13 protein-coding genes and 4 pseudogenes are annotated in these 21,927 nt (G+C 62.2%); 12 read left to right on the top strand and 5 right to left on the bottom strand.

The annotated features are described in order from the left end of the window. The first annotated feature begins 329 nt into the window (after positions 1-329). The gene (locus AB5K84_RS38805; RefSeq protein ID WP_014497999.1) at positions 330-551 is read left to right on the top strand and encodes a hypothetical protein; all 222 of its coding nucleotides are present in this window, start codon (positions 330-332) and stop codon (positions 549-551) included. 524 nt (positions 552-1,075) lie between these two features. On the opposite strand, the gene AB5K84_RS38800 is transcribed toward AB5K84_RS38805, so the two are convergent. Next, a complete protein-coding gene (locus AB5K84_RS38800; RefSeq protein WP_011084509.1) occupies positions 1,076-1,420 on the bottom strand; it encodes a hypothetical protein in 345 nt (114 codons plus the stop codon). A 156-nt stretch (positions 1,421-1,576) separates the two neighbouring features. Between AB5K84_RS38800 and AB5K84_RS38795 the strand changes: the two genes are divergently transcribed. From AB5K84_RS38795 to tnpC, 3 genes are read left to right on the top strand one after another with little or no spacing between them, the layout of a single operon-like run. Beyond that, a complete protein-coding gene (locus AB5K84_RS38795; RefSeq protein WP_011084510.1) occupies positions 1,577-1,951 on the top strand; it encodes a transposase in 375 nt (124 codons plus the stop codon). A 19-nt stretch (positions 1,952-1,970) separates the two neighbouring features. Beyond that, a complete protein-coding gene (gene tnpB, locus AB5K84_RS38790) occupies positions 1,971-2,327 on the top strand; it encodes an IS66 family insertion sequence element accessory protein TnpB (RefSeq protein ID WP_011090953.1) in 357 nt (118 codons plus the stop codon). Between the two features lie 53 nt (positions 2,328-2,380). Further along, positions 2,381-3,928 carry an IS66 family transposase gene (gene tnpC / locus AB5K84_RS38785; RefSeq protein ID WP_011084512.1) on the top strand — a complete coding sequence of 516 codons (1,548 nt, stop codon included), beginning with the start codon at positions 2,381-2,383 and terminating at the stop codon, positions 3,926-3,928. Positions 3,929-4,141: 213 nt separating this feature from the next. On the opposite strand, the pseudogene AB5K84_RS38780 reads toward tnpC, so the two are convergent. Further along, positions 4,142-5,143 (bottom strand): annotated as a pseudogene (locus AB5K84_RS38780) (type IV secretory system conjugative DNA transfer family protein); the annotation flags it as partial. Positions 5,144-5,413: 270 nt separating this feature from the next. Here AB5K84_RS38780 and AB5K84_RS38775 point away from each other — a divergent pair. Next, positions 5,414-6,478, top strand: coding sequence for an IS630-like element ISRj1 family transposase (locus tag AB5K84_RS38775; protein WP_011084514.1), 1,065 nt, complete (start codon positions 5,414-5,416; stop codon positions 6,476-6,478). Positions 6,479-6,525: 47 nt separating this feature from the next. Here the strand turns inward: AB5K84_RS38775 and AB5K84_RS38770 are convergent, their stop codons facing one another. Beyond that, entirely contained in the window at positions 6,526-8,322 is a 1,797-nt protein-coding gene (locus AB5K84_RS38770; RefSeq protein ID WP_011084515.1) for a recombinase family protein, read from the bottom strand. Here AB5K84_RS38770 and AB5K84_RS38765 point away from each other — a divergent pair. From AB5K84_RS38765 to AB5K84_RS38735, 7 genes and pseudogenes are all read left to right on the top strand, one after another. Continuing rightward, a pseudogene (locus tag AB5K84_RS38765) lies at positions 8,209-8,560 on the top strand (DDE-type integrase/transposase/recombinase); the annotation flags it as partial. The gene AB5K84_RS38770 and the pseudogene AB5K84_RS38765 sit on opposite strands and share 114 nt — an antisense overlap. A 181-nt stretch (positions 8,561-8,741) precedes the next feature. After that, on the top strand, positions 8,742-10,994 hold the full coding sequence (locus tag AB5K84_RS38760; RefSeq protein ID WP_011084516.1) for a hypothetical protein: 2,253 nt from the start codon (positions 8,742-8,744) through the stop codon (positions 10,992-10,994). Positions 10,995-11,266: 272 nt separating this feature from the next. Further along, on the top strand, positions 11,267-14,836 hold the full coding sequence (locus AB5K84_RS38755; RefSeq protein ID WP_441232742.1) for a Ulp1 family isopeptidase: 3,570 nt from the start codon (positions 11,267-11,269) through the stop codon (positions 14,834-14,836). Between the two features lie 385 nt (positions 14,837-15,221). Continuing rightward, a complete protein-coding gene (gene istA / locus AB5K84_RS38750) occupies positions 15,222-16,736 on the top strand; it encodes an IS21-like element ISBj11 family transposase (protein WP_038973741.1) in 1,515 nt (504 codons plus the stop codon). Beyond that, the gene (istB, locus tag AB5K84_RS38745; protein WP_018270204.1) at positions 16,733-17,542 is read left to right on the top strand and encodes an IS21-like element ISBj11 family helper ATPase IstB; all 810 of its coding nucleotides are present in this window, start codon (positions 16,733-16,735) and stop codon (positions 17,540-17,542) included. Before istA (AB5K84_RS38750) ends, istB (AB5K84_RS38745) begins: the two co-directional genes overlap by 4 nt. A 113-nt stretch (positions 17,543-17,655) precedes the next feature. Continuing rightward, positions 17,656-19,167 (top strand): ISNCY-like element ISBj12 family transposase, encoded by a 1,512-nt coding sequence (locus tag AB5K84_RS38740; RefSeq protein ID WP_441232741.1) that lies wholly within the window; start codon positions 17,656-17,658, stop codon positions 19,165-19,167. Between the two features lie 148 nt (positions 19,168-19,315). Further along, the gene (locus AB5K84_RS38735) at positions 19,316-19,861 is read left to right on the top strand and encodes a hypothetical protein (protein WP_441232740.1); all 546 of its coding nucleotides are present in this window, start codon (positions 19,316-19,318) and stop codon (positions 19,859-19,861) included. Between the two features lie 30 nt (positions 19,862-19,891). On the opposite strand, the pseudogene istB (AB5K84_RS38730) reads toward AB5K84_RS38735, so the two are convergent. After that, a pseudogene (gene istB / locus AB5K84_RS38730) lies at positions 19,892-20,601 on the bottom strand (IS21-like element ISFK1 family helper ATPase IstB). A gap of 8 nt (positions 20,602-20,609) precedes the next feature. After that, positions 20,610-21,902: pseudogene (gene istA / locus AB5K84_RS38725) on the bottom strand (IS21 family transposase); the annotation flags it as partial. Positions 21,903-21,927: the final 25 nt, after the last annotated feature.

The raw sequence follows: 21,927 nt of genomic DNA, 5'->3' as shown, positions 1-21,927 counted from the left end.
GATCCAGCAGCCTCAGCAAGGTTTGAAAGCTGACTAGGTGACATCGGTGCAGCCGTTGAGCGATCGACGGAGCAATTGCGGACGAACGGGAAATCGAAGTCCGGACACGGGTGAATTATGGAATGACACCCGGGCACTTCTTTGCCGGTGCTGCTGCAGAGAATCAAGCGCGCGATGTGGTCGGACATCGCCGACCTGCGTCTGGCAGCCCGACCAACCTTATGGGGTGTTGAAGAAGCGCGCGGCCTCTTAAAGGCCGCATTCTCTGTGGTAGGGCAGTATCTGAAAGCGCGTATGGCCGCGCAACCTGAGGCGAGAGGAGGATTCCGATGTTCGAGGCTAAAGACTATCGCGTGTGCTGCCATCACTTTGTCACCCCGACCGACCGCGCCGTCTACCCGGCGCAAGAGCCCTTACTAACCTACTCTGAGGCCCTCCGGCAGGTGCAGACCGAGCAGGCCAAGGGCTACATGGTGGCCTGGGTCATCGATCGCACCGGAGCAGGCGCCACCAATGAGATTGGTGGTTCGAACGCATCGGTTCGACGTTGATCGTAAGCGCAGCTCTGGCCCTTGGATTGGCGCTTGACGTCTGTTTTGATTACGGTGTGAGCCGGCACGGCTTCCACTTTTCCGACAACGTTGACGCTGGCCTCAAGCGCCTGCCTGTCGTCGAACCACTTTTTAGAGCTTGATCACATGATCGCAGCCGCGCCGAAGATCGAAGAGGCTGCAATGCCGTTTCCACGCCGAGTCACAAGCAGAAGAAACTCAACCAGGACTCGCGCTGGTCAGCGTCATCAGAAACTGTGCACGCTCGACAGGACGATCGAGCCAGTGCGTCGAGGTCTATTCCTGCATAGGAGGACGCGGCGAGGCGGCGGGAAAGTTGGAAGGTTGGGATCCAGCAAGGTCCCGATTCGCGCGCTGTACCTCGGCGGTCCCAAACACGAGGACGCAGAGAGGTCTGTTTTGGGCGCGGGATTTTGGCTGGGACACGAGCCCGTCAGAGCGTTGCCGCCGCCGCTCTGAAATGGTCGGGAAACCTTCCGATCGTGCGAGACTCTTATCTAACCTCACTTGTGATCCGCTCCCCTCGAGACTTTTGGAAGATATCCCAACTGCCGTTCCAGAGCAGCTAAGGTTCGACGGGCCGAATCCAATCTCGCAGTCGCCTCGACCAGGTCGGCCCATGTTTTATCCGACCGTGCAACCGCCGTGGAGCCGGTCTCAAACAGGTTGTTGTTGAGATGCGGGGCCGCTTCGCCTCGCAGGGCACGCTCCAAATCGAGCAGGGTGCTCGTCAGCGCTCGATGCGCGCACGCGTCCTCTCGTTCCAGGTTTTCCGCCACGTCGAGCGCCGCACGATAGTGTCGTATCGCTGCAACGACTCTGCTCTCGAGGTCGGGCTCATCGCTCATCTGCTTTTCTCTCCACGAATCTTTGAGCAATTTGTGTCGGTCTGAACGAGCAAAAATTGTAAGCGGAGCTTTTCTCCCATTTGATTGACTGGTTTCGCTTCGGCATTCGCTCTGCGATCCTTGGCTTGTCAGAGAGCCGAGAGGAGACTGAAGGCGATGGAACAATCGGGGGAGGAAGCCGAAGCTGATGGCTTTGTGGGGAAGCTTACGCGCCGGACGCGTTCTGGATGCCGGTTATGGTCTGCGGAGATCAAGGGGCGCGCTGTTTTCGAGAGCATGAAGCCCGACGCCCGGGTATGTGATGTCGCACGGCGTTATGGTGTGAAGGCCCAGCAGTTGACGACGTGGCGCAGATTGGCGCGTGCTGGCCGGCTCGCATTGGTCACGGACGACGCGGCGGATTTCGTGTCGATCGAGCTGAGCGATCCAGTGGCGCCAGGCAAGAGCGAGGGCCCGTCGAGATTACGATTGGCAAGGTTTCGGTCCGCCTGGATGCGGACGTGTCGGCGGTGCGGATCGCGGAGATCGTGACTGCGATCGAGCGCGGCGCATGATCATTCCGGCGCAGGGACTGCGGATTGTGCTTGCTGTGCGTCCTGTTGACTTCCGGTGCGGGCACGACGCGCTGGCCGGTCTTGTGCAAAACACGCTTGGGCTCGATCCGCATTCGGGCCTGATCGTGGTTTTTCGTTCGAAGCGCGCCGACCGGCTGAAGATTTTGCTATGGGACGGCACGGGCCTCGTTTTGGTCTACAAGCGCCTTGGCCGCGATGGTCGTTTCGAGTGGCCGCAGATCAGCGACGGCGTCATGCATCTGACGCGCGTGCAGTTCGAAGCGCTGTTTGAAGGGCTGAACTGGAAGCGAGTGGGCGAACGGATTGTCGCGACGCCAGCTGCGGCGAACTGACTCAGACCCGACAACCTGTTTCGCGCGGGGCTTTGGGATGATAGCTTGCGGATGTGCCGCCGTCCCCCATTGATCCCGCCCGTCTTGCAGCGCTGCCCGCCGATTTGCGCGCGCTCTTCCGCGCGCAGGAAGCGATGATTGAAGCCGAGCGTCGTCGCGCAGACGATGAATGCTCGGCGCGCCTTCATGTCGAGAGTGAACTGGCTGCGTCCAAAGAGAGCGTCGAACGCCTCGAACTGCTCGTGAAGGAGTACGAGCGCGCACGTTTCGGTAAACGCTCGGAGAAGTTCAATCCCGATCAGATGCAACTGGTTCTCGAGGACATCGAGATTGCCATCGCCGAAGTCCAGGAACGCCAGGACGATTGTGCGCGCCGCGCCGGCACGGCGCCGTCCAGCGGCCGGACCAGGCGCGCTGCCCGTGCCTTTCCCGCGCACCTGCCGCGCATCGAGCAGGTGATCGAACCCGAGAACCTCGAGTGTCCCTGCGGCTGCGGCCGGATGGCCCAGATCGGCGAGGATCGCTCCCGCCGTCTCGATGTCATGGCCGCCCAGTATCGTGTGATCGAGACGGTGCGACCGCGCTACGCCTGTGCAAAGGGCTGCACCGGTGTTGCTCAGGCGCCGGCGCCCGCCCATCTCGTGGAGGGTGGCATCCCCACCGAGGCGCTGCTGGCGCAGGTGGCGGTCGCCAAGTTCAGCGAGCACATGCCACTCTATCGTCAGTCGCAGGTTCTGGCTCGGCATGGCATCTTCATCGATCGCGCCGTTCTGGCAGACTGGATGGGAACGGTCGCCTTCCACCTCGCGCCGCTGGTCGAGCGCATGAGCGTCGTGATGAAGCAATCGGGCCGCTTGTTCATAGACGAGACCAGGGCGCCTGTGCTCGATCCGGGCCGGGGCCGAACGAAGACCGGCTATCTGTGGGCTGTCCTGCGCGACGATCGCGGCCACGGCGGCGCTGATCCACCAATCGTGGTCTACCACTACGCGCCAGGACGCGGTGGTGACCATGCTGAGCGCATCCTCGAGGGCTTCGACGGCATCCTTCAGGTCGACGGATACCAGGGCTATCATCGGCTCGCACGGCCCAAGCGCAAAGGCGGCGTGCCGCTGCGGCTGGCCGCATGTTGGTCCCACTCAAGGCGCAAGATCATCGCAGCGACTCCGAAAGCCGGCTCACCCATCGCCGAAGCCGTTCTCGCGCGCATCGCCGCACTCTATGCGATCGAGAAGGAGATCCGTGGCGCCGACGCCCCGGCTCGGCAAACGACCCGTAACGAGCGATCACGGCCGCTCGTCGCTGAACTCGAGAGGTTTCTGCGCGAGCAAGCCGCTCGCCTGTCGCCGGGCAGCGAGATGGGCAAGGCGATCGCCTATCTCCTGAACCATTGGGATGGCCTCACCTTGTTTCTCGACGATGGTTGCGTTGAGATGGACACCAATCCCGTCGAAAATCAAATCAGGCCGCTGACTCTGACGCGTAAAAATAGTTCATTTGCTGGTCACGACGAAGGTGGTCGTTCATGGGCGCGCATAGCTTCGCTCATCGCCACCTGCAAAATCAACAGCGTGGAGCCCTACGTCTGGATCAAAAATTAGGCGGCTTACAGGTGGCGGGCGAGATGATGCGCCGGCTCGTACGACGAGCCGAGCATCGAGCCCGGTATGCCGTCGTTGCTGGATGCGCTCCGTCTCGGCTTTCCGTTCCCAGACAATACTGCCCTTCCACGTACGCCCTTTCTTTCTCTGCCTGGGAACCAGCCGGTCGTTTGTATGCCGCCCACGTCTTTCTCATCGCCGCGTTCGCGATAATCAGCGACGCCGACCAGCGTCTCTCCGATAGAACCTGTTTTCGCCGACGCAGGCGCGCATGTCGGTGCGCCGGAACCAGATGGCGCGTCCGCATCGCAGCGGTGGATTGCCCGCAATAAAGATGACCTGCTCGTCGGTTCGCATGCGCAAGACATCATGCGGCAGCATCAGCGGCCGGCGCGCGAGCTGCTTGGACCGCGTCCGGGAGGAACCCGACGTCTGCGAGGACAGGCTCAGCTGATCGACCTCGACCGTCGTGTCGCCGCAGCGCTTGGAGATGTAGTCCGCCGTCTCGGGGTCGTTGATCGCCGAGAAGGAGATCCAGGATGCGCTTTCGAACCACTTGCTGGTGGCATCGCGGCCGCCATAGGCCTCGCGCATCTGGCCGATTGACTGGTAGAGCATCAAGAGGGTGATGCCGTATTTGCGCCCCGCATCACGCGCGGTTTCGAGAATGCGTAAGTAGCCGAGACGCGCGACCTCATCGGGTAGGAACAGGGTCCGGCCGGTCACTTCGCCATTGCGATTGTAGATGGCGTTGAGCAGCGAGCCGATGATGACGCGGGCGAGGCCGGCATGGTTCTCCAGGGTCTTCAGGTCGAGATTGATGAAGACGTCCGTCCGGCCCTCCGCGAGCTCGGCCGTCGTGAAGCTCGATCCGGACACCAGGGCGGCATAGTTGCCATAGGAGAGCCAGTGGGTTTCCTTCACCGCATTGGCGTAGACGCCGCTGAAGGTCTCTGGCGTCATGGCGATGAAGGGCGCGACATTCTCCTTCACGAATCCGGACTCGGAGTTGTCGTAAATCGTCTGAAGCCGCTGGCGCAACTTCGGCTCCGGCTCCGACAGGTTGGCGCGGACCTGGCGGAGGTGCTGATCCTTCTTTTCCGTATGACCGGACAAACAGACATCGGCGATCAACGCCGTCAGCAGTTGCAGCGCCGAGGCCCGAAAGAAGTCATCCCGCGCCGAGCCCTGGCGCGGATTGTCGGTCATGATGAACATCCCTCGTTTTGAAAAGGAAACCTCATGTCTGAAAGTCGAAAGCCCACGCACGATGCCTTCGCTGTGGCCGGTGACGGCCGAAATTCTACATGGACGCGGATCGGCGCCGCTTGGCCGAACGATGACGGCAAGGGTTTCAATATCGTGATCGCGCCCGGCTTGGCCGTTTTGGGTAAAATCGTGCTGCGCGAACCGAAGCCCCAGGCCGACCAGGAGCCTGACTAGTACCCACTTTTCTTGGAACGTGAGTCGTGATTCAAGGTCGGGATGATACCCGAAGCAAGAGAAGTCCACCTTTCGAGGAAAGATCGCAAGGTGCTTGAGGCGTGCTGTCGCTCACCGGTGACGTTGCAGCGCGATTTGAAGCGGGCGCGGATAGTTCTGTTGGCGGCGGATGGGCGCAGCACCCGGTCGATCGCCAAGGAAGTTGGGGTCCAGCCGCGGATTGTCAGCCTTTGGCGGCATCGCTATGCCGACCATGGCCTTGAAGGGCTGCAAGACAAGCCGCGGCCTGGCAAGCAGCCGATCTATACGAAGACGACCGACAAGCGGATTCTGAAGCTGCTGGATAAGCCGCCACCGCAAGGGTTTGCGCGCTGGACCGGCCCCCTGCTGGCCGAGGCGCTGGGCGATGTCGATGTCCAATATGTCTGGCGGTTCCTGCGCAGCCACAAGATTGACCTGGTGGCTCGCAAGTCCTGGTGCGAGAGCAACGACCCGAACTTTACGGCCAAAGCCGCCGATGTTGTCGGCCTCTATGTCGCGCCGCCGGCGAAGGCCATTGTGCTGTGCGTGGACGAGAAGCCCTCGATCCAGGCTTTGGAGCGAGCGCAGGGTTATCTGAAGTTGCCCAATGGCCGCGCCTTAACCGGCCAAAGCCACGATTACAAGCGGCATGGCACCACAACATTGTTTGCGGCGCTCGAAGTCGCCACCGGAAAGATCATCGCGACCCATTCAAAACGCCGGCGCCGCGTCGAGTTTCTCGATTTCATGAACAGCGTCACCGCGACTTTTCCGAACCGCAAGCTTCACGTCATCCTCGACAACCTCAACACCCATAAAAAGAACGAGGACTGGCTCAAGGCCCACCCCAACGTGCAATTTCATTTCACGCCGACAAGTGCGTCATGGCTCAATCAGGTCGAAGTATGGTTTTCCATCTTGCAGGGGCAGTCGCTCAGCGGCACCTCCTTCACGAGCCTCAAGCAGCTTCAGGAACACATCGATGCCTACGTCAACGCATACAACGACAGAGCCGAGCCCTTCGTCTGGACCAAGAAAAAGGTCCGGCAACGCCGTTTCAAAGGCCGCCGTATCACTCAGCTCTGATTCCGGGTACTAGATTCGATAACCTGTTTTGTTGAGTAGCGTGATGGTCAAGGTTGCCAAGCCCCGAGCCATGGCTCGATCGCGTCCTCGGCGGGCTTGAACACCGGGATGTGGTAGTTCGAGCGCATTGATGTGACGCGCTCGCGGGTCCAGCGATTGCCGTTGCCGGTCTTGAGGCCGTTGCGATTGAGGAGGCCGGCAATCAGATCGTCGCTGGCGATCAGCACCAGTTGACGCACGGCCTGGACGATATCGGCAGAGGTGCTGTTGCGCTGTCCGCGCCGGCGCTTCGGCAAGCGCAACTCGCTGTGGGCGCCCCCCACCCAATGGACGATGAGAACGATCTCCGAGGCCGCGTCGTCGATATCGGCCACGACCTCATGGATGAGGGTGCGCACAATGCGCTTCTTGAGGCGAGCATCCGTCGTCGGCGCATCCCAGACCGTTTTGAGGTTCGAGGCCAGAACGCCGAGCGAGACTGGATCGGCAAGGGGTGCGGGCGTGGCCGCATCATGCATGGCGATCTTGGCCTCAACCTCCGCCGCGTGAGCGAGCGCCCTGTTCCAGCGCGCTTCCAGCTCACTGGCCACCAGCCGGTTCGCGGGATCAGCGGCATCGTATTGCCGGAAAGCCCTGTCGGCGGCATAGCGCGCCGCTTCGAGGTCGCGACTGAGAGCATCGCGTACCTGATCGCGCCGTTCCCTGGCTCCCTTGGCGGCAGCGGTTGCGGCGGCGACAGCGCCCGGACCGACGACTCCAAGCAGCGATTCTTCGATGGCGTCATCGACGCGCAGTCCGCCGAAGGCGATGCAGTGGGCCCAGCCATTATCCATCCAGGCACGGTTGCAGCTGTAGCGCGGGATATGGTTCTCCATGCCGGAGTACCGGAGTGTGAGCTTGCGACCGCAGCGCTTGCAGCGGATCAGACCGGCCAGCAACGCGTCACCATGGTTGGGCGCGCCGTGATGCCGACTGGTGGGAACATTGCTGCTGACCATGGTGCGAATCGCCTCGAACTTCTCCCAGCTCACATACCCTTCGTGAGTGTTGGGCTTCAGCGTCAGCCATTCGTTCCGCGCCTTGCGGCGGATCTTCAGGCTCACGCCAGCGGTGCTGTATCCCGCCGCCACAGCTGTCTTACCATAGGCATAGGCGCCGCCGTAGACCGGGTTCTCAATGATCCGGTGGATGGCAGAGTAGTTTGGTCGCCGCCAGGCCGTGTCGCCGTTGGTCTGCTTCACCGGCAGATCGAGATTGTACTCATGGAGCCAGCAGAGCGCCTGTCGCGCGCTGCCCAGTTCCTCGACCTTGTCGAACACCAGCTTGATCGCCTCCTGGACACGCCGATCCGGGTCTTTCTCATAACGGTCGCCGGCCTTCACGAAGCCGACGGGCGCTGTCACAACCAACTCGCCCCGGCGCGCCTTCTCGTAGCGGGCCGAGAGCGAGCGCTGGCGCAACAGATCCAGCTCGTACTCGTTGAGGCTGCCCTTGAGCCCGAGCAGCAGGCGGTCGTTGCCGTGCCTTGGCGCATAGATGGTCTCTTGATCGACCAGAACGGTATCGACCACGCGGCACATCTCGATGAGTTGCTGCCAATCCCGGCTGTTGCGGGCGAAGCGCGAGACCTCGCGGGCGCAAACCGCACCAACCCTGCCGAGGCAAACCTCCGCCACCATTCGCTCGAATCCGGCGCGTTGTATGCCGCCGGCGGCTGAACGACCATCTGACGACGGACAATCACGGACAAGCTCCGTTCGTACGGCGCTGCGAGGGCGAAGATGGGCTTTCACGTCGAACATCGCCAGCACAAAGCTCTCAACAATTGGGCCGAGAATTCTCATCAGCCGACGCGGCGGCGCGAGCGGATCATGGAGCGTTTCAAATCGTCCCGTCAGGCTCAACGGTTTCTGTCAGTTCACGATCAGGTCGCGAACCTTTTCCACATCCCCTATTCTGGAGCCGTCACTGCCGACTTCCGTCGTGCTTCGCGCGGGCGAGCCTTTGCGACTTGGCGCGAGATCTCCGCGACAAGCGCTATCGCCGAATCTCGAACCTTTGAGAAGCGCCTCCTTCGGCTCGCGGTCGATTAAGTTGACGATGCCCCGCTGCCTCCAGCAGCACGCCAGGCGCGATGGAATTGCACCCCACGGTGATCCGGGTTTTCCTGTGAATCGGGGAGAAGCGCCCTACGTCAGCTACTCGTCAGCCAGCCAGTCTATGCAGACTGGCTGCGCACTCTCGACTTTATCGGAGGTGGAATATGACAGGCATTGGCCGAGCTGGTAAATCGCACGTTGGGCCCGCAGGAGCCGACAGCGCATGGGGATCGAGTAGTTCGAGCCCGGAGCTCGGTCCCGCCCCCGGGGAGGGCGGGCAATCTTTCGACTCTGTCGTGGAGCGGATGCGCTCCGGGCCTCGAGATGGAACGGCTCCGCTCGTGAGCCTGCCACCAGCTTCGGCGGTGGCAGTCCAGATTTCCTCAAGTGGCGACGGAATCAAGGCAGCGAAGCAAAAAATGCGCAGCCTGCTTGCGGGGCTTGATGCTTCTAAAAATGCAGCCACACGAGCCCAGAACCCGAACCCGTCGGAGGCGCAAGAGCTGATCGATCAAGTCGTCAAGGCAGGCTCGGAAGTTCTGGGCTATTACGCGAGCCTCCCCCCGGACATGGCGCGCGGGCTTCTTTCCGACGGTCGGGCTCGCCGACTCCGCGAGGAAACTATCGCTGCGGGAAACGAATGCGACATCGTGGCCACCTGGATTATCGGCGACCTGGAGAAGAGCAGGAAGAAAGCAACAGCCTTGCTCAAGAATATGCGAGTTGCCAACGCTCAGCCTGACCAGCTGAGCCGAGCGGTATCCAGCGTGGCGAAGCACTACGAGGCCTGCATGGAGGGGTGGGGAAAGAAGGCATTGCGCATGGAACGGATGCAGTCCGTCTGCGCGGCCACCGCCAACTTGCCGAGCACCACGCCCGAGATGCGGCAGGCCGAAGAGGCCGCACTACGCCTGCAGACCGGCTGGGCACTTTATACGAAGTGCGTGTATCTGCAATCGCAGGTTGCTCTTGCTCAGCTTCTAATTGAGTCGCGGGCGAGCACGTTCGAACCAGCTGTAAGCGACGCCCTCATGGGTGAGGATGGGCGGGTGCGTCTGCTCGGGACCTTTATCGAGGATGTTTTTCCGGCATTTAACTCGGCGTCCGAAGCCGTTCTGAGCAGCAACGGAGCGGCACTCGACGCAGACCACTGCACCGTTCTGGAAGGAGTCATGGAGCGGCTTTCGGAATTTGCCTCAGGGGTGCACGGAATCGTTACCAGGCTAAGGGACGCCGGAACGGATGCCGACCTTCCATTAAAACTGTTGGGCCAGATCGCGGATGGTGCATGGGTCACCGCGGACGACGTCACGCGTCTTTTGGACGTGCAGCCAAAGACGCCCGCCGTGATTGAGCCGACGGCCCGGACTGCCGTAGTGGTTGAGGGGGGCGCGGCCCGCAGGGAGGGGAAGGGCAAGCGCGCACCGGCCGCAGGCGAGCGAAGTTCGGCGGCCGGGCCGCGCGAGCCGCAGCTCGCCACGCCCGACGCTGCCACGGCCCCGACAGTCAAGGTGATCGTACTCTCGGATCTGGGTACGAAGAAACTCGCGAGCGCGGAGGAGGCGGCACTCGCGAGGGCGTCATCGTCGGCGACCGGGCACCTGGAGATATTGCAGGCTCCGCCCTCCAGGAACGCACTGACCGGATTACTCAAGCGATTGGACGAACTTTTGCAGTTCGATCTGCCGGCTCAGCAAAGCGCGGTCTCGCAAGCGCGCCACGGGAAGCCCGAGGACGCCGATCACGCCGTGGATCTCGTCGTTAAGCGCCTGCAGACACAGGCCTCCGAGATTGAGGCCAGTGTAGCCGCGCTGGAGGAGCCTCGCCGACGTGTCCTACTCACGCCTGCGCAAGTGCCGGAAGTGCACGACAAAATAGCCCGGCTCAAGGCGATGTTGTCCGAGGTGCAGGGACAGGCAAACTCTTTCACGGCGCAAAAGGCAGTGATCACGATCGATTGCATGAAGACCTACGCGTTTCCGTCCCAGAAGTATCTTGAACAGTTGCGAGCGGCCGGGGAGTTGGCGGCTGTGAATTCACCGCGCGCCTTGAAGGATGATCCGGGGACACTGTTCGAGATCAAGCTGCAGCCCAAGGCCCTGCGCAATGGCGCGACGCCAAGCCCGATGTGGGTGCACATCCATACCAAGCGGCCGGTACATGCCAGGCAGTTGGCAACGCTGAGCGATGCCGGGTTCGCCGCTTGCCACGTGAAGTCCAATGACCAGCGCGGCTACAATCAGGACTGGCAGAGCGCTCGAGCTGCGACGGGGCGCGAGAACGTCGTGATCCACCGCGGCAAGCTCACGCCGGCGTTCTGTAGGTCCTTGTTGCGCACCGCAGCTGGCGGCCAGCCGTGGCATCCCCTTCCCGAGGCGGAGCACGCGTCGATGCAGTTCGCGCGCCTCGGGATGTAGTTACCTGGGTGTCCCGCGCCAGAGCGTCGCTGTGGTGACACGATCAAGTGGACCGTTTCTCACCGAGAGGAAATCCTCGATGAGCTCGAAGCCGGCGCGGGCTTCCTCGAACAGATCGACAACAGGGTCCGATTGAAATTCGATCGGGAGCGTCGTGACCCCAACTTCCTTTCGCTTGGCAGCTGAACCGTCAAATGCCGGCGATGTGTCGTCTCAAGTCCAGGCGCATGCGATCAGCGCTCCAGGCTCTTCATCTTCGAAAGTGAGTACACATGAAATTCGTCTCAATGAATCGGGGGGGGCAACAAACGGATAGCGTGGACGCGCAAGATGCCTCTCCAGCCGACTCGTCGGCAGAGGCGGCGGCCTTTCAGCGGCAGCTGAGCGAGGTCGCTGTCCTGTCCGCTCCCGTGCTCATGCAGGTCCGCGCCTATCAAGCGGATGCATCGCGATCTGAGGCGCGACCCATCGTGCGGGCGAGCGGGCAACCATATACGCCGGCTCCGCACGGTGAAGGCGGTGGAACGACGCTGAATGCGTCGGCGCTGCCGCTCGGCCATGCAAATTTGGTTTTCGCAGGAAGCGGCATGGATCCTGTTTATTCCGACGATGCGTCTCTTATTGAGGGGCTCGGGCCGGCACTCTTCAAGGCTGGGGCCACCGAGCGCACCGTCAGGCGCAATGTACGTTGTCTTCTCGGATTGGGGCATTGGCTCGTAAAGAACGGAAAGCCGGGCATTGCTGCCCGGCTTTCCGAAGAGTCGCTGGTCGAGGATGCCCTGGAGTTCGGCAAGCAGGAGGGGCAGGCCATCGCTACGCCACTGGTTCATCTTCGAGCCTCCCAATCGCCGGGCGGCATCGCGCCGATTGCAAGCCGGGTTGAGCTGAATCCCTATTCCCAAGATGCGGATCTCATCAAAGGGTACAAGGAAGATGCAGCGTCAGGCACCGCCAACACCGTCAGGAAGTATGCAACTCTTCTTATCGATTTCAGTGATTACCTCCGTGAGAACGATAAGCCCGGCATTGCTGCTCGACTTGGCGACGGCTCGCTGGATAATGATGTCAGCCAGTATAAGGAGGCGGACCCCCGTGGCCGCAGAAAAGCCGGGGCCGCACTGGCTCATCTCCTGAGGTCGCCGGCGGGTGCTAGAGCGATCGAGCTCCGGCCTCATATTCGCCCCGTTCCTGATTTCGAAGGCGCGGTTCGCGCTGAGCCGAGCCGGACCCGGGCCGCGACTGCACAGCACAGCTCGAGCGGAGCTATCAGCTGGCCGGAGACTCTGCCTGCGAACCAGCAGGATCTGCTTTTGGAGACGATGGACGGACCCAGCTCCTCGCCGCCTATCGAGACAATTGCGCACCATCAACAAGCAGCGGATGCAGGAGGGTCTTTTCGTGACTTGAACTTGCCCCGCGCCGACCATGGGGTTTCACCGCCGCATGGCCTGGCATTGGATGCTGCAGGGTCCCTGAACTGGCGCCACCATGACGACGAACTGACGGATAAACGTCACAGGAACCCGCTCGGGCCAGGCGAGCAGGTTCTCGTCATCAATGAGCATGATATAGGGGAGTTGAGATCAGCGAAGAGGCAGAAGACGCTAAGCAATCCGCAGGGCGTCGCCGTTGAGCGGCAGCTGATGCAGACGCCATCCCATCAACTGGCGGCGTCCCCATTGCAGATGCAGGCTCCGATGCTGTCGCAAAACGAGCTAATCGGCGAGCCGCTCCCGGGGGAAGACGCGGAGCTCTTGGCGAGGTTTCGTGTAGACGCCAAGCGGCGCAAGCTCACCCCAGGCGCCATCAATAACAGTGTTTCCGGGCTTGGGAGATTTGTTCGCTGGGTCAACGCAGAGCATGGGGGGTCCGTAGCTTCTCGGCTACGAAAAGGTACACCGCTGGATGAGGAAATTGCGGCGTACCGGAGATTGGGCCGTGACCCCCAGCACCGCATTACATCGGCCCTGGATGTTCTCCGGCGGCTCTTGCGTGGGGGTGAAGAAGCCGAAGCTCCCGAACCCCGCGTCCTCGGTGCCCCACGTCGCCTGGTTCCTCATCCAGAAGATGCGCCCCTCATCGAGGGCGCGCTGAGCCAAGCTCTGAAACATGTTAAAACTGCGAAGGATAAGGGGTCTGCGCAAAAGCGGGCGACACGTCTTCGCGCGCTGAGTGCGTGGCTTAAAGGGAATCGCAAAGGGAGCATCATCGGGCGACTTAACGGCTCTAGCAAGGAGCAGTTAACGCTGGACAACGATGTGCTGGCGTTCCAACGGACCGGAGGCGCAAGATACCGTCCCGATTTGTCGCATCTTCGCAGCTACTTAAAACTCATCGAGGCGAACCGAGAGCTGGGGCTGCCAGGCCCTGAGCAGCCGAGCTCGCCGGCCGCGTGGGGCGATCGGCATCCCGGCTCGGCGCAGGATCTTCCCTCAACGCCGGCAAGCCCAAGCGCGGGAGCTTGGGTTTGGTTGGGTGAACAGCTGCACGAACCAGCATCACCATCCAGGCCCCCGTCACATGCTAAGGGCAGGCTTGAGCCATCTGTTGATCTGAATGCGCCGACGCCGTCCGAGTTGCGCGACGATGCTCATTTTGCGCCAGCGCATCCTGCCAGGGCCCGTTCAGACACCTACGCTGGTCTTGAGCCATTTGTTGATCTGAATGCGCCGACGCCGTCCGAGTTGCGCGACGATGCTCATTTTGCGCCAGCGCATCCTGCCAGGGCTCGCTCAGACACCTACGCCGGTCTTGAGGCAGCGGTTAATCCGAATCCGCGCACACCATTCGAGTTGCGTGACAATGCTTGGGCCCCGGCGCCTGACTTTCGGCCGCTGTTTGCCGGGCCAGTACCGGGGCATCACCAGGGCGCTCGACAGCCCGGTTCGCCGCAGGGGCTTTCTCCGGCGCCAGCCTTCTCGGATGATGAAGCTTTGGCGTGGTTGCGCGAGGAGCTGGCGCGACGGCAGATGCAAGAACCGGCCTCACCATCAACCGGCAGGGCTCCCTCAGACATCTACGGCGGCCTTGAGTCATTGGTGCATCTGGATGCGCCCACGCCGTGGGAATTGCGCGACGATGCTCACTTTGCGCCGGCGCCCGCTGCCAGGGCGCGCTCGGACACCTACCGCGGTTTTCCATTGGTTGATCTGACTGCGCCCACGCCGTCCGAATCACGCGACGATGCTAATTCTGTACGGCCGTTTCCGATCACCTCCGCCAACGCTCAGATCGGGGCTTTAGATCCGACAGTCTCGTCTCACGGCCACGGGCTGGTGCTCGAGGACACGGAATGGCTGGGCGACGAGCATATCGACAGGGATTACCGGCTCCAGGAGCAGGATTTGCAGAGGAACGATCCGGATCTCGCCGCCCGGACGCGGTTCGTGAATCCCCTCATCGTCCTAAATTATCTGGGCTCTAACGACGATGGCGTCGTGCAAACCGAGTTCCAGCGCATCGTCCATGATGATGAATTTAATGATACAGCCGACTTCCTGTTCCTGCCCGTGATTAATGCCAACCCTGAAGATCCTAATAACCTCGGCAACCATTGGTCGCTGCTGTTCGTTGATCGCAGTGACCGGGGGCAGCCGGTCGCCTACCACTACGATTCCTACAGGGGACTCAACAAAAAGCATGCAGAGCATCTCGCAAGTAGGCTGCACCTCCGCCTGGAGCCAGCCGGCATGGCCCAGCAGCAGAACACTTATGATTGCGGCGTCTTTGTCGTGGACGGGACGCGGGCGCTGGTTAGGCAATTGGAGCAAGGAGGGCAGACAGTCCACCTGGACCAGCTCGTCGTCGATCGGCAGGCACTGCAAAACCGACTCAGGGGCTGATGTCGCCGTGGGCGAGATAGAGTTGGCTGTGAATCGACGCTGAACATTGACCCCCGTACGCGCGAAGTCAATCAAGTACTTGGGACGCCGATCGGCGTCCGGACCCCACACGATGACATAATTGCGGTCGGCGCCCGCGGGACGAAAGGTCCGCTATCTTCAAGCCTGCACGCAATCACACGAATCGGATGCCGCGCGGCGAACAGGATGGAAGTGGAGCGTCGACCATGATGAGAGGGCTACGCCGGGCTCGTGACGCAGGGAGGGCGTAGCCCGACCGGAGTTACGAGCCCGGCGTCGGCGCGATCCACAGCGGACCGCGCCGACTGGTGATCGCGGCCGGCTGGTTATGCAAGTGGTTCTTCCGCCAAGAGGAATCACTCGCGTGCCAGGCCGACACATTACCGATCACCAAATGAGGCTCTACATGAAGTACCGTCAGACCGATAGCCCACCCGTGGCCGCCGCCAAGGCTTCGTTCAGCACCTCGACCGCTTACCGGATCGAGAAGGATCGACGCCTTCCGTCGCAGAAGAAGGCTCCCCGCGGCCGTCGCCGGCCAGATCCCTTGGCCCGCGTATTTGAGACAGAGATCGCGCCGATGCTGAAGGCCGCCCCCGGTGTGCGGCCGGTCACGATCTTCGAGGAGTTGCTCCGACGCCATCCCGAGCTCGGCGCCGGCATCCGTCGCACGCTGGAGCGCCGGATCCGGGCCTGGCGGGCGATCCACGGCGAGGAGCAGGAGGTCATCTTCCGCCAGACCCACGAACCCGGTCAGCGCGGCCTGTCCGACTTCACCGACATGGGCGAATTGGGTGTCACGATCGCGGGCGTACCGCTCGACCATCGTCTCTATCACTTCCGGCTGGCCTATTCCGGGTTTGAGCACGCCCATGTCGTGCTCGGCGGTGAGAGCTTCGTCGCTCTGGCCGAAGGCCTGCAGAATGCCTTGTGGTCACTCGGTGGGGCGCCACGGGAGCATCGCACCGACAGCCTGTCGGCCGCCTTTTGCAATCTCGACCGCGACGCCAAAGACGATCTGACGCGGCGATACGAAGACCTCTGTGCCCATTACGGCATGCGGCCTTCCCGCAACAATCGTGGCATCGCCCACGAGAACGGGGCGATCGAGAGTTCGCATGGTCATCTCAAGCGAGCGATCGGCGACGCGCTGTTGCTGCGTGGCACCGCCGACTTCGACGATCTAGCTGCCTATCGTGGCTTCATCGATGAGATCGCCAGCCGCCGCAATGCCCGCAACGCCAAGCGGATCGACAGTGAACGTAGCGCACTTCAGGATCTGCCGGACCGCCGCACGTCGGACTATGAAGAGGTGATCGTCCACGTGACGTCGTCCGGCGGCTTCACCTTGCGCAAGGTGTTCTACACGGTGCCGTCGCGCTTGATCGGCCATCGGCTGCGGGTGCGCCTGTATGACGATCACCTCGACGTGTTTGTCGGCGGCACGCATCTCCTCACCTTGCCGCGCGGGCGGCCGCATCCCAATGGCAAGCACGATCAGGTCGTCGATTATCGGCACGTGATCCATTCCTTGCGGCGCAAGCCGATGGCGCTCCTCAACCTGGTCTACCGCGACCAGCTGTTCCCCCGGGAAGCTTACCGCCGAGCCTTCGACGTCTTGCGCAAACGCTTACCGGACAAGAAGGCCTGCCGGATCATGGTCGATCTCCTCGCACTCGCCCATGAGCGCGGTTGCGAGGCCGAACTCGCCAATCAGCTCACGGCTGACCTGAACGACGGCCGGCTGCCCGACCTCAACCGGCTACGTACTCACTTCGCCCCGGATCCCGCCCAGGTGCCGAACGTCGTGGTACGCCTCGCACCGCTCGCCACCTATGAATGCCTCATCGGTACCGCCGAGATCGGAGGCGCCGCATGAGCACAACCAACGTAGTCGACACCGCGCGCCTCAATCTGTTGCTCAACGAGCTGCGGCTGCCCGCCATCAAGGCGCTGTGGCCGCAATTTGCCGAGCAATCCGATAAAGAAGGCTGGCCGGCGGCGCGCTTCCTCGCCACCATTGCCGAGCACGAGATCGCTGAGCGCGGCCGCCGCCGCATCGAGCGCCATCTCGTCGAGGCGCGGCTGCCTACCGGAAAGACCTTTGACAGCTTCGACTTCGAGGCCGTGCCGATGATCTCCAAGGCGCAAATGACCGCACTCGCCGCCGGCGACGGCTGGCTCGGCAAGGGCGCCAATCTGCTGCTGTTTGGTCCGCCCGGTGGAGGCAAGAGCCACTTGGCGGCAGCAATCGGCTTGGCCCTCATCGAGAACGGATGGCGCGTCCTGTTCACCCGCACCACCGATCTCGTGCAGAAGCTCCAGGTGGCTCGCCGCGAGCTCAACCTCGAGGGCGCCATCAACCGCCTCGATCGCTTCGATCTCGTCATCTTGGACGATCTTGCCTATGTCACCAAGGACCAGGCCGAGACCAGTGTGCTGTTCGAGCTCATCAGCGCACGCTACGAGCGACGCTCTTTGCTGATCACCGCCAATCAGCCCTTTGGAGAATGGAACAAGGTCTTTCCGGACCCAGCTATGACCCTCGCGGCGATCGATCGCCTTGTTCACCACGCCACCATCGTCGAGATGAACGTCGAGAGCTATCGCAGGCGGACTGCCCTCGAGCGAAAGCGTGGTCCAGGGCGGCCACCGGAGCACGCGACACAAAAAACGCTCGCTTGATTGACGCTCCGCGACAATCAAAGCCGCATTGCCTCGCCTTAATTGTTACCGGATCCTAAGCCGTTGCCTCACGTAAATTGCTCCCCTGGACCGGGAACGAGCGAGGGGCGGAGATGGGGTGGCTAAGCATGGCAACGCGGAAGGAACTGACGGCGGCGGCAGGCGTGCGCTATCGGCGGTCGGATCGCGCGAAGAAGGCGCGGATATTGGACGAGTTCGTCGACATCACCGGATTCCATCGGAAGCATGCGATGCGTCTACTTCGAAACCAGGAAGGCGTACATCCGGGCCGACGGGCGCGACGTCGGATATATAATGAAGCAGAACACACCGCACTCGTGCTGCTTTGGGAGGCGTCAGACCGCATCTGCGGGAAGCGACTGAAAGCATTAATGCCCGCGCTGATTGAGGCGATGGAACGGTACGGGCACCTCGACCTTGCCCCTGAGATTCGCACCAAACTTTTGGCGATGAGCGCTGCGACGATCGACCGCGCCTTGGTGCGGGTTCGAGAAAAATTGGGTCGCAAGCGCCGGCGGCACGCGGGGCATTCCCTGCGTCGCAGTATTCCAATACGGACTTCGGCAGATTGGAATGATCCGGCGCCGGGATTCGTCGAGGCCGACCTTGTAGCGCATAGCGGTCCATCTGCGCGCGGCAGCTTCATCCAGACCCTCGTGCTCACCGACATTGCTAGCGGCTGGACAGAGTGCGCACCTCTGATCGTGCGCGAACAGACGCTGGTGAGCACGGTGCTGACGGAATTGCGCAAGCAATTGCCTTTTGCGCTGCTCGGCTTCGACACGGACAATGACACCGTGTTCATGAATGAGACGTTGAAGGCCTACTGCGAGGCGGCCAACATTGTCTTCACGCGTTGCCGTCCCTACCGGAAGAATGACCAGGCGTTCGTCGAGCAAAAGAACGGCGCCGTCGTGCGCAGGATGGTCGGCTATCGTAGGTTCGAAGGCCTGGAGGCGGCCAAGCTACTGGCGGAACTCTATCGGTCAGCGCGGCTGTTCGTAAACTTCTTCCAACCTTCGTTCAAACTGTTAGCCAAGCAGCGCGACGGTGCTCGTGTACGTAAGACATACAGCGCGCCGGCAACACCCCACCAGCGCCTGTCAGCGGACGCCCGCACGCCTGATGCGGTCCGCCACCATCTCCAGGAAATCTATACCGCTCTCGATCCGGTCACGTTGTTGCGCGACATCCGCGACGTGCAGGAGCGCCTCGCGGCGCTCGCGGATATCCAACCATCCGCCCATCCTGCTGCGGCATCACAATCGATTGATCGCTTCCTGGCAAGCCTGCGAACGGCCTGGAAGGACGGCGCCACGCGCCCGACGGATCGGCCAATCGTGAAGGCTAAAAGGGGCCGGCGTCGTCCCGATCCGCTTATCCGGGCAACGTCAGATTTGAGAAAATGGTTTGAAGCCGAGCCTTGGCGGACCGGCAGCGAACTGCTCTCGCGCCTGCAGGTGGAATATCCTGGAGACTATCCGAACAAGCTTCTTCGAACCCTTCAACGTCGGTTGAAATCCTGGCGCAGCGAGCAAGCGAATGCGCTGCTGTTTGCTTCAGAAAAAATGCCGCCAGGGCATGAGGTCACAACACCCCAATGACGTGCGAGGTGCCAGCGGAGGAGGCCGGGCGCTCCGAAACCCCGGCCATCTCCGCACCCGGCCTCCTCCTCAACTCAGGCCAGGAGCAAAATAAATGAGGCAACTGATCGCGCCCGGGAGCATCGATATGTGAGGCAATACGAAGGCCGTGCTGCAGACCTCGAGCGTTGCGGCCGTGGTCAATGCCAGGATCGTGACGTTGCGCTCGCCGATTGACGGCACCGTGAGCGCGAAGCCGCCGCAAGGCTCGACGCAACTCAGCGTGGTCCATGAGGGCGACGCGATCCTTCATGTCGTCAACGCGCGTGGCGATCGCGTGCGGCTCGACGATCTTCGGCGGCAGATGTCCCGGATGGAAAATGAGCGCCCGAGTTTCGCCGCCAAGCTTGCGGCCGCCGAGACGGCGCAACAGGACCTCGCCCGCCAGGCGGCCCAGTTCCGCGACGGTCGCATCCTCCAGCTCCAGGCGCGCATTGCCGAAATCCAGTCGGCGATCGAGGCCGCGGCCGCGCGACGGGAGAAGGCAGTGGCCGCCGTCGAGCGGGCCTCGTCACTGATCAAATCGGGCAGCGTCTCGACGGTCGAAATGGCCCGCCTGACGCGCGAGCAGGCGATCGCCCAGCAGACTGCGGATTTCACGGATCGTGAGCATCGATTTCGCGCGATCGTGAGCACTGAATTCAGACGATCGTGAGCAGCCCGCTACGGCCGATGGGAGATAGAGTCAGTGTTCTGGTTGGCCGTCAAGGGTGATGGTTTTGGCGCTGCGTTTTCGCATGCTTTCTCCGGTGAGCTGGAGGCGGTGGGCGTTGTGGACGAGGCGATCGAGAATGGCGTCGGCGACCGTGGGGTCCCCAATGGCTCCATGCCAGGTGTCCACGGGAGCTGACTTGTGACGATGGTGGATGCGCGGCCATGTCGGTCCTCGAGGATTTCGAGCAGATCGCGGCGTTCCGCGGCGGTGAGCACCGATAGTCCCCAATCATCCAAAATCAGAAGCTGAGCGCGGCCGAGGCTTTTGAGGAGCCGGGCGTAGCGTCCGTCTCCGCGCGCGAGCGCGAGCGCCTCGAACAGCCTTGGAACGCGATGATAGAGGACTGATCGGTTGTCGCGGCAGGCCTTGTGGCCGAGCGCGCAGGCTAACCAACTTTTGCCCAGGCCGGTTGCCCCGGTGACGAGCAAATTCTCGTGGCGATCGATCCAGCGACCTTCGACGAGTTTGGCGAAAACGGCGCGGTCGATGCCCCGCGGGGTGCGCAGATCGACGTCCTCGACGCAAGCAGTCTGGCGCAGTGCGGCGATCTTGAGGCGCGTGGTGAGCCGCCTGGTGTCGCGTTCGGCGGCTTCGCGGTCGACCAACAGGCCGATGCGATCTTCGAACGGCAGGGCTTCGAGATCGGGCGATCGGCGCTGCTCCTCGAAGGCCTTGGCCATTCCGGTCAGTCGGCGCCGTAGCTTTTGACGAGCGCCAGAATGCCAAGGCAGGTTCGAAAGCCTTGTTCTGGATGGGGCCGGGCGTCGATCACGGCCTGGAAAAACGCTGCTGTCGAAGGACCGATCCGCTCGCCGGCGGCGATCACCGCGGCGGGGGTCCATTCGCCGTAGCGGCGATGGGCGCTGGGCATGTGGTCGGCGATGGTGGTGTGTCCGCGTCGGTTGGGCGCGCGGGCATGGCTGGCGATCCGCTGGCCCTTGTGGAAGATCTCGACCGTCCGATCGTCGATACGGGCATCGACCAGCTCGCCAATCAGACGATACGGCGCGGAGTACCAATGGCCGTCGACCTCGACATGATAATCGGGAGCGAGGCGGCAGCGCTTCCAGCGTGCGAAGGCATAAGGCTGATCTGGCAGCGGGGTTAGCTTGGGTTTGTCGAGTTCGGCAAACAGTTCGGCGCGGCTTGAGCCGAAGCCACGCATTTGACGAGCATTGAGTTCGTCGACGAGTGTCTTGATGGCGGCGTTGAGCTCGGCCCGGGAAAAGAAGCGCTGATTGCGCAGCCGGGCCAGAATCCAGCGCTGGGCGATTTGCACCGCGACCTCGACCTTCGCCTTGTCTTTTGGGCGCCGCGGCCGTGCGGCGAGAATGGCCGTGCCGTAATGGCTCGCCATCTCGGCATAAGTGCGATTGAGGCCGGGATCGTAGCGGTCGGGGTTGCTGACGGCGGCTTTGAGGTTGTCGCAGACCACGAACGTCGGCGTTCCGCTCAAAAACGTGAACAAGTTGACGTGGGCCCGGATCCAGTCGGCCAAGCTCTCGCTGGGGCAGGCCTCGGCGTAGGTGTAGTTCGAAGCGCCCATCGCCGCGACGAACAGCTTCATCGGCTGCACTTCCCCGGTCAGGGGATCGACGATGTCCATGGTGTCGCCGGCGAAATCCACGAACACCTTCTCGCCGCCCAGATGAATCTGCCGCATCGAAGGTCGGACCCGCCCCTTCCAGGCCTCGTAGGTAGTGCAGAACCACGTGTACCCGAAACCGTCGGGATTAACGGCGCGATACTCCTCCCAGAGCAGGCGACGGGTTACGTTGCGCCGGCGGAGCTCTTTATCGATGTAGCTCCAGTCGGGCACCGGCCGCTGCGGGCTCTGAGACGCTGGTCGTGGGGCCGGGAAAAGCAAAAGCTCCAGGTCTTCATCGGTCATTCCCTCCGGAAGCGGCCAGCTCAACCCAGCAGACGAGCTATGCGGGAAACTGGGTGATGACGGAATGAGATAGGCGGCGTATCGAGGCGGGTGTCGAGCCTGCCAGAACCTCAAG

The organism is Bradyrhizobium sp. 1200_D9_N1_1, from assembly GCF_052075915.1.
GTDB classification, from domain to species: Bacteria; Pseudomonadota; Alphaproteobacteria; order Rhizobiales; family Xanthobacteraceae; genus Bradyrhizobium; species Bradyrhizobium diazoefficiens.
The sequence above is the reverse complement of the archived record's forward strand: the minus strand, read 5'-3'. Positions and strand labels throughout refer to the sequence as shown.

Coding starts and splice junctions, on each gene's coding strand:
- AB5K84_RS38805 (WP_014497999.1), top strand. CDS start 330: ATGTTCGAGGCTAAAGACTATCGCGTGTGCTGCCATCACTTTGTCACC.
- AB5K84_RS38800 (WP_011084509.1), bottom strand. CDS start 1,420: ATGAGCGATGAGCCCGACCTCGAGAGCAGAGTCGTTGCAGCGATACGA.
- AB5K84_RS38795 (WP_011084510.1), top strand. CDS start 1,577: ATGGAACAATCGGGGGAGGAAGCCGAAGCTGATGGCTTTGTGGGGAAG.
- tnpB (WP_011090953.1), top strand. CDS start 1,971: ATGATCATTCCGGCGCAGGGACTGCGGATTGTGCTTGCTGTGCGTCCT.
- AB5K84_RS38775 (WP_011084514.1), top strand. CDS start 5,414: ATGATACCCGAAGCAAGAGAAGTCCACCTTTCGAGGAAAGATCGCAAG.
- AB5K84_RS38770 (WP_011084515.1), bottom strand. CDS start 8,322: ATGAGAATTCTCGGCCCAATTGTTGAGAGCTTTGTGCTGGCGATGTTC.
- AB5K84_RS38760 (WP_011084516.1), top strand. CDS start 8,742: ATGACAGGCATTGGCCGAGCTGGTAAATCGCACGTTGGGCCCGCAGGA.
- AB5K84_RS38755 (WP_441232742.1), top strand. CDS start 11,267: ATGAAATTCGTCTCAATGAATCGGGGGGGGCAACAAACGGATAGCGTG.
- istB (WP_018270204.1), top strand. CDS start 16,733: ATGAGCACAACCAACGTAGTCGACACCGCGCGCCTCAATCTGTTGCTC.
- AB5K84_RS38740 (WP_441232741.1), top strand. CDS start 17,656: ATGGGGTGGCTAAGCATGGCAACGCGGAAGGAACTGACGGCGGCGGCA.